The sequence below is a fragment of the Rhizobacter sp. P1_G5 genome (assembly GCF_056405435.1).
Map to the genome: position 1 here is coordinate 1 of NZ_JBFUCB010000097.1, position 14,031 is coordinate 14,031.

The 14,031-nt window shown below is 70.2% G+C and carries 16 protein-coding genes; 5 read left to right on the forward strand and 11 right to left on the reverse strand.

The window, feature by feature from the left end; translation table 11 throughout:
• The 8 genes from sctJ to sctC all read right to left on the reverse strand — a co-directional run.
• The coding region (gene sctJ / locus AC1D12_RS09745) for a type III secretion system inner membrane ring lipoprotein SctJ (RefSeq protein WP_477840161.1) at nt 1–673 on the reverse strand (673 nt) is incomplete at its 3' end.
• Between the two features lie 43 nt (nt 674–716).
• Nucleotides 717–1,145, reverse strand: coding sequence for a hypothetical protein (locus AC1D12_RS09750; RefSeq protein ID WP_465114607.1), 429 nt, complete (start codon nt 1,143–1,145; stop codon nt 717–719).
• A 22-nt stretch (nt 1,146–1,167) separates the two neighbouring features.
• Nucleotides 1,168–1,623, reverse strand: a complete 456-nt coding sequence (locus AC1D12_RS09755) for an HrpB1 family type III secretion system apparatus protein (RefSeq protein ID WP_477840149.1) — start codon at nt 1,621–1,623, stop codon at nt 1,168–1,170.
• Between the two features lie 111 nt (nt 1,624–1,734).
• Nucleotides 1,735–2,085: a hypothetical protein gene (locus tag AC1D12_RS09760; RefSeq protein WP_477825992.1), complete on the reverse strand. Its 351-nt coding sequence runs from the start codon at nt 2,083–2,085 to the stop codon at nt 1,735–1,737.
• A gap of 79 nt (nt 2,086–2,164) precedes the next feature.
• A complete protein-coding gene (locus AC1D12_RS09765; protein ID WP_047505555.1) occupies nt 2,165–2,359 on the reverse strand; it encodes a hypothetical protein in 195 nt (64 codons plus the stop codon).
• 19 nt (nt 2,360–2,378) lie between these two features.
• Nucleotides 2,379–2,651: a hypothetical protein gene (locus AC1D12_RS09770; protein WP_047505557.1), complete on the reverse strand. Its 273-nt coding sequence runs from the start codon at nt 2,649–2,651 to the stop codon at nt 2,379–2,381.
• Complete coding sequence (locus AC1D12_RS09775; RefSeq protein ID WP_477840151.1) at nt 2,651–3,667, reverse strand: hypothetical protein; 1,017 nt, start codon at nt 3,665–3,667, stop codon at nt 2,651–2,653. The genes AC1D12_RS09770 and AC1D12_RS09775 overlap by 1 nt, the downstream gene beginning before the upstream one ends.
• Nucleotide 3,668: 1 nt before the next feature.
• Nucleotides 3,669–5,750, reverse strand: coding sequence for a type III secretion system outer membrane ring subunit SctC (gene sctC, locus AC1D12_RS09780; RefSeq protein ID WP_477840153.1), 2,082 nt, complete (start codon nt 5,748–5,750; stop codon nt 3,669–3,671).
• Between the two features lie 282 nt (nt 5,751–6,032).
• On the opposite strand from sctC, the gene AC1D12_RS09785 reads away from it, so the two are divergent.
• Nucleotides 6,033–7,487 (forward strand): serine/threonine-protein kinase, encoded by a 1,455-nt coding sequence (locus AC1D12_RS09785; protein WP_477827016.1) that lies wholly within the window; start codon nt 6,033–6,035, stop codon nt 7,485–7,487.
• 68 nt (nt 7,488–7,555) lie between these two features.
• Here AC1D12_RS09785 and AC1D12_RS09790 read toward each other — a convergent pair whose 3' ends face one another.
• Nucleotides 7,556–8,086, reverse strand: a complete 531-nt coding sequence (locus tag AC1D12_RS09790) for a hypothetical protein (protein ID WP_477840154.1) — start codon at nt 8,084–8,086, stop codon at nt 7,556–7,558.
• 152 nt (nt 8,087–8,238) lie between these two features.
• Between AC1D12_RS09790 and AC1D12_RS09795 the strand changes: the two genes are divergently transcribed.
• From AC1D12_RS09795 to AC1D12_RS09805, 3 genes are all read left to right on the forward strand, one after another.
• A complete protein-coding gene (locus tag AC1D12_RS09795; RefSeq protein ID WP_465114611.1) occupies nt 8,239–8,766 on the forward strand; it encodes a GNAT family N-acetyltransferase in 528 nt (175 codons plus the stop codon).
• Nucleotides 8,767–8,830: 64 nt separating this feature from the next.
• Nucleotides 8,831–9,574 carry an NMCC_0638 family (lipo)protein gene (locus AC1D12_RS09800; protein ID WP_465114612.1) on the forward strand — a complete coding sequence of 248 codons (744 nt, stop codon included), beginning with the start codon at nt 8,831–8,833 and terminating at the stop codon, nt 9,572–9,574.
• The gene (locus AC1D12_RS09805) at nt 9,571–10,434 is read left to right on the forward strand and encodes a dienelactone hydrolase family protein (protein ID WP_477827800.1); all 864 of its coding nucleotides are present in this window, start codon (nt 9,571–9,573) and stop codon (nt 10,432–10,434) included. The genes AC1D12_RS09800 and AC1D12_RS09805 overlap by 4 nt, the downstream gene beginning before the upstream one ends.
• A gap of 120 nt (nt 10,435–10,554) precedes the next feature.
• Here AC1D12_RS09805 and AC1D12_RS09810 read toward each other — a convergent pair whose 3' ends face one another.
• Entirely contained in the window at nt 10,555–12,420 is a 1,866-nt protein-coding gene (locus tag AC1D12_RS09810; RefSeq protein ID WP_477827799.1) for a sensor domain-containing diguanylate cyclase, read from the reverse strand.
• Nucleotides 12,421–12,733: 313 nt separating this feature from the next.
• On the opposite strand from AC1D12_RS09810, the gene AC1D12_RS09815 reads away from it, so the two are divergent.
• Nucleotides 12,734–13,849 carry a sensor histidine kinase gene (locus AC1D12_RS09815; protein ID WP_477840157.1) on the forward strand — a complete coding sequence of 372 codons (1,116 nt, stop codon included), beginning with the start codon at nt 12,734–12,736 and terminating at the stop codon, nt 13,847–13,849.
• On the opposite strand, the gene AC1D12_RS09820 is transcribed toward AC1D12_RS09815, so the two are convergent.
• A partial coding sequence (locus AC1D12_RS09820) for a winged helix-turn-helix domain-containing protein (RefSeq protein ID WP_477840159.1) occupies nt 13,765–14,031 on the reverse strand: 267 nt, incomplete at its 5' end. The two genes, AC1D12_RS09815 and AC1D12_RS09820, sit on opposite strands and share 85 nt — an antisense overlap.

Sequence of the window (14,031 nt, forward strand, 5' to 3'; positions counted from 1 at the left end):
CGCCGGCGCCGAGCAGCAGCGACAGGCCGAGCACCGGCGACATCCCGCTGCGCTGCGCGAGCGCCGCGCTGGCCGTCTCCGGCAGCGCGGCCGCGGCCACCAGCGTCACGTTGACGTTCTCGTAGGTCAGGCCCTCGACGCTGCGCACCACGAGGTTCTTGACTGTCGGCACCAGCGTGGCCACGTTCGATTCGGCGCGGTGCTTGATGAACACCGACGCGCTCGACGGCTTCACATGCTCGGCTAGCGGGTCGTTGTTCGGCAGCACCACGTGCACGCGGGCCGACACCACGCCGTCGATGCTCGACAGCGTCTTCTCGAGCTCCTGCGACACGCCGTAGATGAAGCGCACGCGCTCCTCGGTCGGCGTCGAGATCAGGCCGTCCTTCTTGAACATGTCGCCCAGGTTGGCGCGGCGTTCGGCCGGCAGGCCGTTGGCGCGCAGCACCGCGAGCGCGCGGCCCATGTGGTCGGTCTCGACCGCGACGTTCCAGGTCTTGCCGTCGGGGCTGGCCTTGGCGGCGTCGAGGTTGGCCAGCAGCAGCACGCCCAGCATGTCGTTGGCGTCGGCCTCGGTCAGCTTGGTGTAGACGTCCTGCTTGCAGCCGGCGAGCGCCAGGGCGCAGGCGGCGAGCACGATCGCGCGCAGCAGGAAGGCCGGAGGGGTGGGGATCGACAGGGTGGTCAGCACGGTGGGCTCCTTCAGGACCGCGAGGTCACTGGTTCTTCAACAGGGTTTGCAGGCTCTTGTTCGAGCCCTGCGTGATCGAGGTGGCGATCTGCAGCTTCAGGTTCGTCACCGCGACGTTGCGGCTGACCGCCATCGACGCGGCGACCACCTCGGAGGCACCCATGCCGGGCGCCGCGGCGAGGAAGTTCTCGACCTGGCCTTCGACGCGCTGCAGGTCGCCCTGCTGGCGCTCGATCACGTGCTGAATCACGTTGCCCGGGTGGCTCACCGATGCGGCGGCATGGTCGGTGCTGCGCTGCATCAGCGACTGGAAGTTCTGCTGCATCTCGGGCGTGACGGCCGAGGGCACGGGTGCCACGCCGTGGCCGGCGCCTTGCGTCGCCTGCGAGGCCAGGGCCTGCAGCGCCTGCTCGGCGGGGTTCAGCGGGGCGACGGATGAAATCGGGTTGATCATGGTTCGTCCTCGGTGGAACGGGTCAGCAGGCCAGGCCCATCGGCGGCATCATCGACAGGTGGCTGCCGCCCTGGGAGTCGTTCGAGGCCTTGCGGATCTGGCGGCCGGAGGCCGATTCCAGCGCATCGACGATGCCGCGTGCCGCGGCGTCCGCCGGCAGCGCGATCGCCTCTTCGGCATAGGTTTCCCACAGGCCGTCCTGCTGCACGTACAGCGTGAACGACAGCATCGCCTTGATGACCGCGTTGGTCGGGTGCTTGTGCTCGGTGCGTTCCAGCAGCGAGCGGGCGCCGGTGAAGTCGCCGGCATGGATCAGGATGCGGGCCTCGGCCGCAGCGAGCTGCGGCAGGTTCGGATGCACCGCCGACAYCAGCTTCAGCACCGTGGCGACATCGTTGCGCGGCGCAATCTCGCTCGCGAGCGAGTAGACCGCGGCGAACAGATCGGTTTGCCACTTCGGCAGCTTGCGTGCGGACATGGTCGAATCCTTCAGGCCAGTTCAAAGAGTCTGGAAAGGTGGCATCGCCGACCCGATGCCCCGGGGGTGGAACAGCAGAAAAGGGCGGACGGTCGGTCCGCCATGAATGGCTTACTGCGCCGCCGACTTGAACGACTCGCCGGCCTTCTTCATGACGCTGTTCAGACCGTCGTTGATCGACGCCATCATGTTCATCTTGGCCATCGCCGAGCTGGCTTGCATCTGCATCTCGGTCATGGCTTGCGCGTCTTGCACGGCGCTGTTCAGCGACTGGCCCGTGGTGCTGACATCGCTCCCGCCGATCGAGTTCAGGGTGCTGCCCACCGAGTTGGAGGCGTTGTTGGCGACCGCGCTTGTGCCGGCCATGGTGGCGGCGTTGCTGGCAGCACCGGAGGCGGTGCTGGTGAGGTTCTTGCCAAGGCCCAGGGCGCCGGAGCTGGAGAAGAGGTTGAGCGGGTTCATGTCGTTTCCTTTCAGGGGTGCCTTGCAGGCGGGTTGCAACCACTTGGCAGGCTCCGTGTGGAGCCTGATCGAGAGCGGGTTACGTTGCTCTGTCGAATTCGGTCGATGCGATGGCCGAAGCCAGCGCGCGTTGAAGGGAGCCGTCCTGCGGCCACATGCGTGACAGCGCGGCGAAGATCGTGTCGGCGTCCTGTTCGCTGCCGTGCACCAGGCCGAGCGCCATCGCGGCGGCCAGCTTGCGGACGACCTCGATCTGCAGGGGCTGTGCATCCATGGGTGCAGTCCTCGAGAGATCAGGCGACGAGTTCGCGGCCGTGCGTCTTCTGCCAGGCCAACAGCACGATGCGGCGCGACGCGGCGAAGGCCTCGCTCACGAGCCCGGCGAAGTTCTTCTCCTCGAAGTCCGTCGCGCGCAGYTGCATCTGCTGGCTCAGCGTCTCGGCCTGCGCGAAGTACTTCGCGAGGCGGCGCGTCTTGTCGCCGGTGGTGTCGCCGTTCACGGTGGCCTGCAGCTTGTCGAAGTCGGCCAGCAGGTCGGCGGGCGGGGGGGCGAGATCGGTGCTCATCAACGGACTCCTTGGAGGGCGGTCTGACCGTTGGTCAGCACCGCATCGGGGGCGACGGTGAGCACCAGGTGCTTCACACCGTCACGGGTTTCCATCACCGACACGCCGTCGGTCGACAGGGATGACAGGACGGCCGGGCTCGGCGGCTGCGGCGTCGCAGGCTCCTCGAGCACCGCGTCGATGCGCTTGACGACCGGCGACAGGTCGGCGGTGACGCGATCGATCGCGGCCTGCGTCGCGGCGACGTCGTTGGCCTTCACCGCGTAGCTGAAGACGCCGGCGCCGCGGTAGGTGATCTGTGCGCCGGGCAGGCCGATCGCGCTGCGGATCGTCTCGGCGACATCGCTTGCCACCGACACGTGCTGCTGCAGCGGGAAGCCGGCGGGTGCGGCCTTCAGCGCGGCGTTCACCGCACGCAGCTGCTCGGCGTTGTCGAGCAGGCCGTCGATGCTCAGCGAGCCCTGGGCGATGCGCACCGACAGCCGGCCGGCAGCCACCCCGTCGATCGCCCGCTGCAGCGCGGCGCGGCTCATCTCCAGCGTCGGGGCCGGGGCCTCGTTGGCCCGCGACGTGGCCGAGACCAGCCAGCCGGCGGAGACCAGCGCGATGATCACTGCGAGCGCTCCGGGGACGGCACGGGCAGGGCGGGCCACCAGCCGTTGACGGACGGCAGCCAGGCTGCCCGACGGCGCGACGGCGCGGGTTGCGGCCAGCAGCGCGGCATCATCGGGCCAGTCGGCGCCGCTGGGGCCGGTGCAGACGCGGACACCGCTGAAGTCGACCGGGATGAAATCATCGAAGCGAAGCCGCTGCGGGCTGCCGTTCGACCACTGTGCCAGCGCGTCACCGTCGGCGCCGAGGCGCAGCGTGAGGGGCGGAAACTGCCAGTCAGCAATGGAAATGTCGCATTCATCTGCTTGTCCGATCGAATGGGTTCCTGGGCTCAGATCCAGATAGGCACCGGCATGCGTGCCGCTCAGGATGCGAAGGCGTTTGTGCGCCGGCGAAGTGCTCATGTCAGCGGGCTCCCTTGGTGTCGCAGCCGGTGGCCAGGCCCAGGGCCTGGGCCGCGCAGCCGGTCTTCGGCGCGGCGGTCTTGCTCGTCGCCTTGCCGTTCGTGTTCGCTGCCGTTCGCGTCGTCGACGAGGCGGTCGTGGCTGCCGTGGCGGTGGCCGGCGCGCTGCTGCCGGGCAGCAGTGCGGCACGCGGCGTCAGCAGCGGTTTCAGCGTCGGGATCACGTAGCCGGGCGACAGCGCGCCGTAGGTCGTCAGTGCGGCGACGGCGGTCGGGCCTGCGAAGCCGCGCTGCGTGCTGCCGGTGCGCGGCGTCGACGAGGACGACGGCGGCGGTGCGAGCGGCGTGGGGAATTCAGGCGCGGGCGCCGGCGCCGGTGTGGGTGCAGGCGCGGGTGCCGGCGTCGGCACGGTCGGCGTGGCCGCCGCACGGCCAACCCCGATCACCTTCGGCGTCAGCAGGAACAGCCGTTCGCTGCGGAAGCTCGTGTTCTCGTCGTGGCGGAACGCCGCGCCGAGCAGCGGGATGCGCGAGAGCCCCGGCAGGCCGCTGCGGCCCTTGCTGTTCGATTCGATCGAGATGCCGCCGATCAGCAGGCTCTCGCCTTCGCGCACCGTCGCTTCGGTGCTGATCTCGGTCTGCTTGATCACCGGCACCGAGTCGACGACCGTGCCTTCGAAGTTGCCGTCCTGGATCGACAGCGACAGCCGCACCTCGCGGTGGTCGGCGTAGGTGACGATCTGCGGCGTCACCTGCAGCGTGGTGCCGGCCTCGATGGTGAAGAGGTTGGCATCCAGGTTGCCGGCCACGCGCACCGAGGCGACGCGCTTGTCGGTCATCGTCGCGGTGCGGTTCACGGCCCCCAGCACCTTGGGGCGCGCCAGGATGTTGGCCTTGCCGGTGCCTTCGAGGGCGCGGATGCGGGCCAGCAGTTGCTTGCCGGCGTTGCCGACCAGCGTGGTGACGTTGYTGCCGGTCAGCGTGCTGGTGCCGGCGGTGCCGGGCTGCGCACCGGGCGAGCCGGGCGACACCGTCAGGCGGGTCACGCCGTCTTTCGTGAAGGTCCAGTCGACGCCGAGCGATTCGAAGGCGTCGCTGCTCACGTCGATGATCGAGGCCTCGATCTCGACCAGGTCCTGTGCGATGTCAAGCTGGCGGATCAGCGTCTCGTATTCGCGCATCCGGTCGGGCAGGCCGCGCACGATGATCGCGTTGGTGGCCTCCTCGGCCTGGAAGAACGGGCGCTCGGCCTCGGCAGGCGCCAGCGCGTCGCTGCTGCTCAATTGGTTGGCGCGCACCTCGTCGTCGCGCTTGTTCGCGTTGCTGCCGCCGCCGGTCTCGGGCAGCTTCAGGCCGTAGGTGGCCTGGGCGGCGCGGGCCTTGTCGGCGCGGCCGACCAGCCCGTTGACGGCACCCTTCAGGGCCTGGTTGCCGCCTGCGGCACCGGCGCCGGCGCCGTTGTTCGAGAACAGGTTGTTCAGCGTGCTGGCCAGGCCCGGCACCTTGGCGTTGYCGAACACGCGGTCGCCGGCCGTCGCGAAGCGCAGCGGGAACACCTGGATCGACTTGCCGACGCGGTCATGGCCATCGCGCTCCAGCTGCTCGAGCACCGTCGAGACGAGCTCGATGTGGCGCGGCGGGCCGTAGGCCAGCAGCGTCTGCTGGCGGTCGTCGAACTTGAGCGGGAAGCGCGCATCGCCCAGGCCCAGCGAGCCGAGCATCGAACGCACCTGCTGGCGGTCGTAGCCGCGCATGCGGAACACCCGGCTCTGCATCGCACGGGACGGGTAGACGAAGAGCGTCGTGCCGTCGAAGTACCAGATGACGCCGTAGGTGCGGGTCATCGCGTTCAGGAAGTCTTCGGGGCGGGTGTTGAAGTTCGCGTTCACCGAGCCGTCGACGCCGGAGTCGACGACCACCGGGATGCCCTGGCTCGCGGCGAAGTCCTGCAGCACGTCGGGCAGCTTCTTGCCGTCGGCGCGGTAGACGAAGCGCTTGCCCGAGAAAGGCGTCGCGTCGGCGGCAGCGGCGGGCTGCAGGGCGGCGAGTGCGGCGGCGGCAATCAGGGTGGTCAGGAATCGCACGGCTTGTGTCCGGTTTCGTTGGCTGTCTGTGCCGGTTCTCGGCGTCGACTGCATGGATGCAAGTGTGGGCGGCGTGCCGAGGCCGGAAGGGCCTGTACGCGAAGCCGTGGACAGTGCTGCGAAGGGCTGGCGGCGTCATTTTTTGAAAGCGGTTTCGAACGAACGTTCGCGCCGCGTGTCAACCCGATGAAAGCGAGGGGCCAGCGAGGTGAAAGCAATTGCGAGAACGGACATGCCGATGCCGCTTTTGTCGTGTAGCCTTGCGTGGCTTCGCGTTCACACATGAACCATCCGACCCAGCTCTCCAAGTACGCGATCAACCAGGTGATCGGTGAAGGCGCCATGGGCGTGGTCTACAAGGCCACCGACACGGTGCTGCGCCGCACCGTCGCGATCAAGACCCTGCGCCGCCCGCTGGTGGAGCAGGGCGGCGGGGGTGCACTGCTCGCCCGCTTTCGCAACGAGGCGCAGGCCGCGGCCCGCCTGATGCACCACAACATCGTTGCGGTGCACGACTATGGTGAGCACGAGTCCGAGCCGTACATCGTGATGGAGTACGTGCAGGGCTCCACGCTGAAGGAGCCGCTGCGCCGCGGCACCCGCTTCGACGATGCCGACATCGTCGGCCTGATGGCCCAGCTGCTCGACGGCCTGCACTATGCGCACGAGCAGGGCGTGTGGCACCGCGACATCAAGCCGGCCAACCTGTTGTGGACCAACGACGGGCGGCTGAAGATCGTCGACTTCGGCATTGCGCGCATCGCGACGATGGGCTTGTCGCAGGTCAGCTCGACGATCGGCACGCCCGGCCACATGGCGCCGGAGCAATACGCCGGCGAACAGGTCGACCGGCGCGTCGACATCTTCGCGGCCGGCGTGCTGCTCTACATGTTGCTGGCCGGGCGGCCGCCGTTCGTCGGCAGCAACGAGAACGTGATGTTCCAGACGCTGAGCAGCGAGCCGCTGCCGCCGTCGAGGGTGCATGGCAGCCACCGGCCGCAGTGGTTCGATCCGGTGGTCGCTCGCGCGATGGCGAAGCGTCCGGACGACCGCTTCGCGACGGCGCTGGAGTTCAAGCACGCGCTGATGGCGCAGGCAAGCCAGGCGCTCGGGCTGCCGCCGATCGCGGCGATGGTGGAGGCGGGCAGCTCGTTCATCGAGCTGCAATCGGCGGCGACGCAGCCCGACCCGCGGGCGAGCGACTGGCAGCGCGGCACCTTTGCGCTGGACACGCGGCCGATGCCGGCGCGGCCGGCGGCATCGACGCCATCGCAATGGCATTCAGAAACGCTGCAGATGCTGGAGTCGGAGCTGGCGCAATCGATCGGGCCGCTGGCGCGCGTGCTGGTGCAGCGCGCAGCGCGCTCGACGGGCGACCTGATGTCGCTGCGTCAATCGCTGGCCGAGCAGATCGACACCGAGGCGGGGCGCGACCAGTTCCTGCAGCGCACGCGCTCGCGGGCCAGCACGTTCGGCACGCTCGGCTCGGGTGGGGGCGCGGTCGTGGCGCGGCGGCGCGCTGCCGATGACACGCTGTTGGGCGACCAGGTGATGCGCGTGGCCGAGCTGGCGCTGACGCAGCATGTCGGGCCGGTGGCGCGGGTCATCGTGTCGCGCTCGGCCGCGCGTGCGTCATCGCGCGAGGAGTTCTTCCAGCTGCTGGCGCAGCATGTGGACGACGAGGACGAGCGCGAGGAACTGCTGCGCACGCTGGAGAGCAGTTCGGCGGGTCGCTGAAGGCTTCTTCTCTTCGCAATTCGAATGGGCATCGCCATTGAATTGCGATGGATCTGCGGTTGCAGCGCTCAGTGCAATGTCGGCCGCACCGCCCGCCTGCCACCCGTCTCCGACAACAGCGCATCGAATTCGTCCTCGACCGAATCCGCGAAGCCGTCGAAGGCGACCTCACCCCCATCGTCCGTCTCCTCGTCCCCATCGACGAACAAGGTCTCCAGCGCCTGCATGCCGACGGCATGACCCAGGTCCAGCGCGGCGACCGCGTCGCTCGGCTGCTCGATCCACTTCAGCGGGCTCAGCTGCAGCATGCCTTCGGACGACAGCCCGAGCATCCAGCCGTACTCGAGCATCACGGCCTGCTGCATCGCCATCATCTGCTCCACGCGCAAGCCCGCAAGCTCGCGCGCCAGCATCGGCAGCAGCACCTGCGGCCTCACCGTGGTACTCGCGCCGTCGTGCTGCATCTGCAGCCGGCACAGCAGGCCGCCGGGGCCCCAGAACGCCGAGCTGTCCTGCAACGCGGTGGCGCCGCCCTGCGGCAGCCCCATCAGCAGGGACATCTCGGAGAGGAACTCATTCGAAGAGGTGGTGGTGTTCACGGTGGCAGGGCGTGTGCTGGTGCTGATCGTGAAGCCAGTGTGCATGCCGCACGCAGGCGGTGCGCCCCCGTAACCGAACGGTCGTACGTCGACCCGAAGCCGGGGGGCAGGTAAGCTGCACGGGCACTTCACAACTGACACAGGTCACTTGCATGACGATCACGATCCGGCGCGCCTGCCCCGATGACGCTCCCGCCTATGCCCGCATCATGGGCGATCCGCAGGTGTTCCCGGGCTTGATGCAGATGCCGCATACCGATGCGCCTTCCTGGAAGGCGCGGCTCACCGACACCTGCGCGCCGGGCAAGACCGACCTGCCGCTGGTGGCCGAGTTGAATGGCGAGGTGGTGGGCACCGCAGGATTGCACCCGGTCGGGCCGCAGACGCGCCGGCGGCACGTGCTGGTGCTGGGCATCTCGGTCGCCCCGTCGGCGCAAGGCCAGGGCGTGGGCAGCGCGCTGATGGCCGCGATGTGCGATTACGCCGACAACTGGGTCGGCGCGCTGCGCCTGGAACTGCACGTCTACACCGACAACCTCGTCGCGCTGCGCCTCTATCGCAAGTTCGGCTTCGAGATCGAAGGCACCTTCAAGGGCTATGCGTTGCGCGACGGGCAGTATGTGGATTCGCACGCGATGGCGCGTTTCCACCCGAACCCACCGCGCATCGCGACCGGCTGACGGGCGCCTGTGCGACCATCTCGCCCTCGGCAACGCGGCAGCGACGGAAGGGCAGGACGTGAGCATGGTCAGAGGCAATCGATTCGTCGTGGCGGACATCGGGCAGGCGGCGATGCTTGCGTTGTGGGTGGCRCTGCCCGGGCTGGCGGCCGCGCAGTCAGTGACACCGTCGGTGGTGGAACCGGCGGTGACGTTCCCGGTGAAATCGGCGGCGGAGCTGGTCACGACGCCGCTGACGACGCCGCCAGCCGACGCCGAGCCGGCGCCCGACGGTGCGGCGCTGCGCTCGATCTGGGCCGACCCGCGCGCCGTGGCCCGCCTGTTCCGCGACGCCTGCGTGCAGACCGAGGGCCAGGCCGCTGCCGCGGTCGACTGGGCCCTGGCCCAGGGCTTCTTCCCGGTCGACCCGATGCGCGGCTCCACCGATGAACTGCTGGCCGGCGAGCCCGGCTCGGTGCTTGCTGCACCGGGCAGCGACAGCCGCGTGCTGCTGGTGGCCGCGCAAGGCTCGCGCTGCATGGTGTGGGCCGAGCGTGTGTCCGGACCGGGCCTGCGGCTGGCGCTTGTCGAGCTGACCGGCGAACTCGGCGGCAAGGGCGCCCGTGTGCAGCTGCAGGCGGAGCGCAACATCGAACGCTCGGGCGCCTGGCGCAGCCAGATGCAGTGGCGCTACCGGCGCGTCGGCGGCTCGCAGGATTTCGGCATCGGTTCGGTGACCACGCTGACGGCTGCGCCGGGCACGCAGGCGCTGCACTTCTCACCGTTGCCGCCGGCGACCGGCATCTCGCCCGACGGCGTGAAGCCATGACGCGCTGGCTGCGCCTGGTCGCCGCGGCGGGTTGTGCCGCGGTGCTGGGCGCGCAGGCACAGACCGAGGTCGCCTTCGACAGTCTCGATCGCCACGGCGGCCAGGCCGTGACGCTGAAGGCCTGGTGGTTCGGCGTCGACCGGCGGCAAGCCCCGGCGGTCGTGCTGCTGCAYGGCTGCAGCGGCCCGTACGACCACCGGGGCCGGCTCGGCGCGCGCATGCGCGAGTACGCGGAGCTCTTCAACCGCCAGGGCATGCACGCGCTGGTGGTGGATTCGCTGACGCCACGCGGCGAGACCGAGCTGTGCACGCAGCGCATCGGCACGCGACAGGTGACACAGGCGAATCGCCGGCTCGATGCGCTTGCATCGCTGCACTGGCTCGCGCAGCGGCCGGACGTCGATGCGCAGCGGCTGGGGCTCGTCGGCTGGTCGAACGGCGGCAGCACCGTGCTGTCGGCCACCAACCTGCGGCAGCGCGAGGTGCGCGAGGCGCCGCTGCGGCCGGCCTTCGCGGTGGCCTTCTACCCGGGCTGCGAGGCCGACCTGCGGCGCGGCTACCAGCCGTCGACGCCGCTGCTGCTGCTGGTGGGCGAGGCCGACGACTGGACGCCCGCGGCGCCCTGCCAGGCGCTTGCGGCCCAGGCCGCGGTCGACAGCGGCGCGGGCACGCCGGCCGTGCAGATCGAGGCCTATGCCGGCGCGTACCACGGCTTCGATTCGCATGCGCCGGTGCGCGTGCGCAAGGAGGTGCCGAACGGGCTGCATCCCGGCGAGGGCGTGCACGTCGGCGGCAACCCCGAGGCGCTGCGGCGCTCGCGGCAGCGCCTGCTGGAGTTCATCGCTCCGTGGATGAAATGACGACCCCTCGGCCGACGGGTACGTCGGCCGATCCCCCGAGGGGGATGCGGGCCGGCAAGGTCCACGAAGTGGGCCTCTCCGTGGCCCATGGCGGCCCGGCGCTCGGCCCGCTAGCGCGCCTCACATCAGCATCACGATGCCGTCGCGGCCGGCCGACTTTGCGCCGTAGAGCGCCATGTCGGCGCGCTTCAGCAGCCGGTCGAACGCGATGTCGGGCGGCGTGAGCTCGGCCAGGCACAGCGTCGCGATGCCCATGCTGACCGTGACGAATCCCGGTGGCGAATCGGCATGCGGGATCGCCATGTGGTGGATGGTCTGGCGGATGCGCTCGCAGCGGCGTTCGGCATCGGCCGCGCTGACGTCGGGCAGCAGGACCGCGAACTCCTCGCCGCCGATGCGGGCCGCGCATTCGCCGCCGCGCTCGAACGCGGCACCGATCGCCCGTGCGACGCGGGCCAGGCAGTCGTCGCCGGCCGCGTGTCCGTAGCGGTCGTTGAAGCGCTTGAAGTGGTCGATGTCGACCATCACCAGCGTCAGCGGGCGCTGTGAGCGCCAGGCGCGGCGCACCTCCTCCAGCTTGCGTTCGTCGAAGGCGCGGCGGTTCGCGAGGCCGGTGAGCGCGTCGCTGCGCGACTGGTGCAGCAGCTCGCGGCGGGCCTGTTCCAGCTGTGCAAGGTCGCGCCAGCGCGCGAGCGCGCCGAACAGCGGCTTCGCGATCAGCGCGATCTCGCGTTCCTCGACCGCTTGCGGCAGGTCCAGGCAGGCCAGCAACTGGCCGCTGTCGGCGGCGTCATGGCGGCACACCTGCAGCGATCCGGCGGCGCAGCCGTGCAGCAGCGCGCGCGATTCGTGGCAATCGCTGCTCTCGGTGCACCACTGCATCTGCCAGCCGTCGACCGGGAACAGCGGCGGCAGTTCGCTGCCCTCGGCCGGGCAGGGGCCAGCGCCACCGCCAAAGGTCCAGTTCCAGCGACGGCCCTCGCCACGCTCGGCCAAGGCGCAGGCGCGGGCCCCCAGCAGCTCGGCGATGTCGGCCAGCGCCATGCGCAGCGCCAGCGGATAGGCATCGGGCGGCAGGTAGATCAGCCGGGCCGACAGGCGCGAGGCCGATTCGAGCACCCGGTTCAGCCGCGTCAGGTCGGCGGTGCGCTGCTGCACGGCACCTTCGAGGCGATCGCGTTCGGCACCGAGCGTCTGCAGCGCACGGTCGCGTTCGCCGACGTAGCGCGCGATGCCTCGGTGCAGTTGCTGGAAGCTGTCGGCCACCAGGTCGATCTCGTCGCGCCAGCGGCGTGGCGGACGCGGCCATGCCGGCAGCGGTCCGAGTTCTTCGGGGTTCAGCAGGGCGGCCTGCCGGGCGACCAGGCGCAGGCCGAGGGAGATGTCGCGGTGGAGCATCCAGGCCACCAGCAGCCCGAGCAGCACGGCGGGCAGCACGACAGCGACCGCTGTCTTCGCGACGCTGCCGCGCACCTGCGCCGACAGGCCGCTGCGATCGAAGTCGAGCTCCAGCCGACCGAGGCCGGTGGGGTCGGCGCCTGTGGCTGCGATCGGGATCTCGACGCCGCGCAGCGCCGCCCGCGGCAGCACCCCCTGCAGCACGCCGTGCGCCGCACCGGGCAGGTCGGCCGGCGCGCCGGCCACGTAGGCGGTGCCCGACGGCGTGAGCAGCCGCACGTTCACCATGCGCGGATAGCGGGAGATCTGGTCGAGTTCCTGCTGGATCGCGTTGCCGTCCTGGCGCTGCAGCGCATCGGCCAGGCGAGGCAGCCGCGTGGCCGCGATGTCGCGTGCCATGGCCTGTTCGTCGGCGGCCTGGGTGCTGAACGCGAGCCAGGCGTGCAGTCCGAGCGACAGCGTCGAGCACAGCAGGCAACTCAATGCGATGGCGGCGAGGGTGCGCAACACCAGCGGGCGGAATGGCCGCGACGCCGGCAACGCCGGATGYGACGGCGCAGTGGGCAAGGCGGCGAGGGTGGACGACATGGTGATGCGAAGCGGTGGCGAAGCGATGGAGAAAGGAGATCGTGCCCGGCCTTTCGGCAAAGAATCCTGCGAGCTGTTGCGATGGCGCGTGACTTATTCCAGCGGTCGCGGACGCACCTCGTCGAGTTGACAGTTGTTGGCGATTGAGGGAACCCCACCGGGGGCAGAACGCCCCGGTACGCCTTGCAAAGCGCCAAGGGCTCCGCCCACAATGACCCTCATGAGAGCCTCATCGTCGCGACCGGACAGCGTGCCAGGCCCCCCCGCGGCCAAGGCGGTGTCGCACGGCGCCTGGCGGACGCTGCTGCGACGCGTGTCGGCGCTGAGCCCGCACGCCCAGCGCTGCGCCGCGGCCGATGCCACGCCGGACCCGGTTCTGCTGGTGGATGCGCGAGGCCGCATCGAGCATGCGAACGCTGCAGCCACGGCGTGCTTCGGCGGCCCCCTGCCGGGGCGCGAGGTTGCCGACGTGTTCAACGGCACGGTGCGCCGGAGCGACCGTGCGGCGTTGTGGCCGCAAGGCGATGCGCCGCAGCACGGCTTCGAATGCGAATCCCAGGACACGCAGCATCGGCGCCTCGTCGTCAGGGTGACGGTCCGGGCCGGGGTCTTCGGTGGACCGTCCGGTTGGACGATTGCCGTGCGCGACTGCACCGCCGAGCAACTGTTGCGGGAGCAGCTTGATGCAGCGCTGCGCCTGCTCAACCACGACCTGCGCGCCCCGCACTCCAACATCCTCGGCGTGCTCGAACTGTGGCGGCTGCGCCAGGGCACGATGAGCGAAACCGACCTGCTTTCGCAGGTGGAAAACAGCGCGGCCGCCGCGTTGTCGATGGCCGACAACTTCGTCAGCCATGTGCGGGCGCAGCAGGCGGAGCTGCGCTGCGAGCCGCTCGATCTGAACGAGGTGGCGGCCGACGCGGTCGACGATCTGTGGGAACGCGCCCGCGCTCGCCGGGTCACGATCCGCCGGCCGCAGGGTCCGCCGGTGCCGGTGCGCGTCGTGGGCGATGCGCCACTGCTGCAGCGGGCGATCGGCAACCTGCTGCGACATGCGCTCGGTCGCAGCCCCGGCGGGGCGAGCCTGCAGTGCGCCGTGGTCCGCAGCGGTACGGGCGTGGCCGTCGAAGTGACCGACCATGGCGCCACGCCGGATCCCGGCACGCCGTCAGGCGTGGCCGATCCGGGTACCGGCCATGCGAACGATGGCGTGCCGGTGCTGCCGGCCGACGATGACTACGCGCTGGGTTTCGTGTCGCTGGTGGCGCGTCGCCACGGCGGCGTGCTGCGCCAGCGCCGCGCCGCCACCCAGGGGCTGACGATGAGCCTGTACCTGCCCGGGGTTCACACCGACGGGGCGGCGGATTCGGAGCCCGCCGCGACCGAGTCGGATTCGTCGAGCGCTTCGAGCCGGTACCCCACGCCGTAGACGGCGCTGAGCCGGTAGCCGGACGGTGGCCTCAGGCCGAGCTTGTTGCGCAGGTTCGAGACATGCGTGTCCAGGCTTCGCGACCAGATCTCGGGGTTCACGCCCCACACCTTTTCGAGCAGGTGCTGTCTTGCCAGCAGCCGACCGTCGTTGTGGAACAGGAAATGCGACAGCTCGTACTC

Excerpts from the sequence above, each read along its gene's own strand:
- AC1D12_RS09775 (WP_477840151.1), bottom strand. The coding sequence starts at position 3,667 with ATGAGCACTTCGCCGGCGCACAAACGCCTTCGCATCCTGAGCGGCACG.
- AC1D12_RS09765 (WP_047505555.1), bottom strand. The coding sequence starts at position 2,359 with ATGGATGCACAGCCCCTGCAGATCGAGGTCGTCCGCAAGCTGGCCGCC.
- AC1D12_RS09750 (WP_465114607.1), bottom strand. The coding sequence starts at position 1,145 with ATGATCAACCCGATTTCATCCGTCGCCCCGCTGAACCCCGCCGAGCAG.
- AC1D12_RS09760 (WP_477825992.1), bottom strand. The coding sequence starts at position 2,085 with ATGAACCCGCTCAACCTCTTCTCCAGCTCCGGCGCCCTGGGCCTTGGC.
- AC1D12_RS09785 (WP_477827016.1), top strand. The coding sequence starts at position 6,033 with ATGAACCATCCGACCCAGCTCTCCAAGTACGCGATCAACCAGGTGATC.
- AC1D12_RS09795 (WP_465114611.1), top strand. The coding sequence starts at position 8,239 with ATGACGATCACGATCCGGCGCGCCTGCCCCGATGACGCTCCCGCCTAT.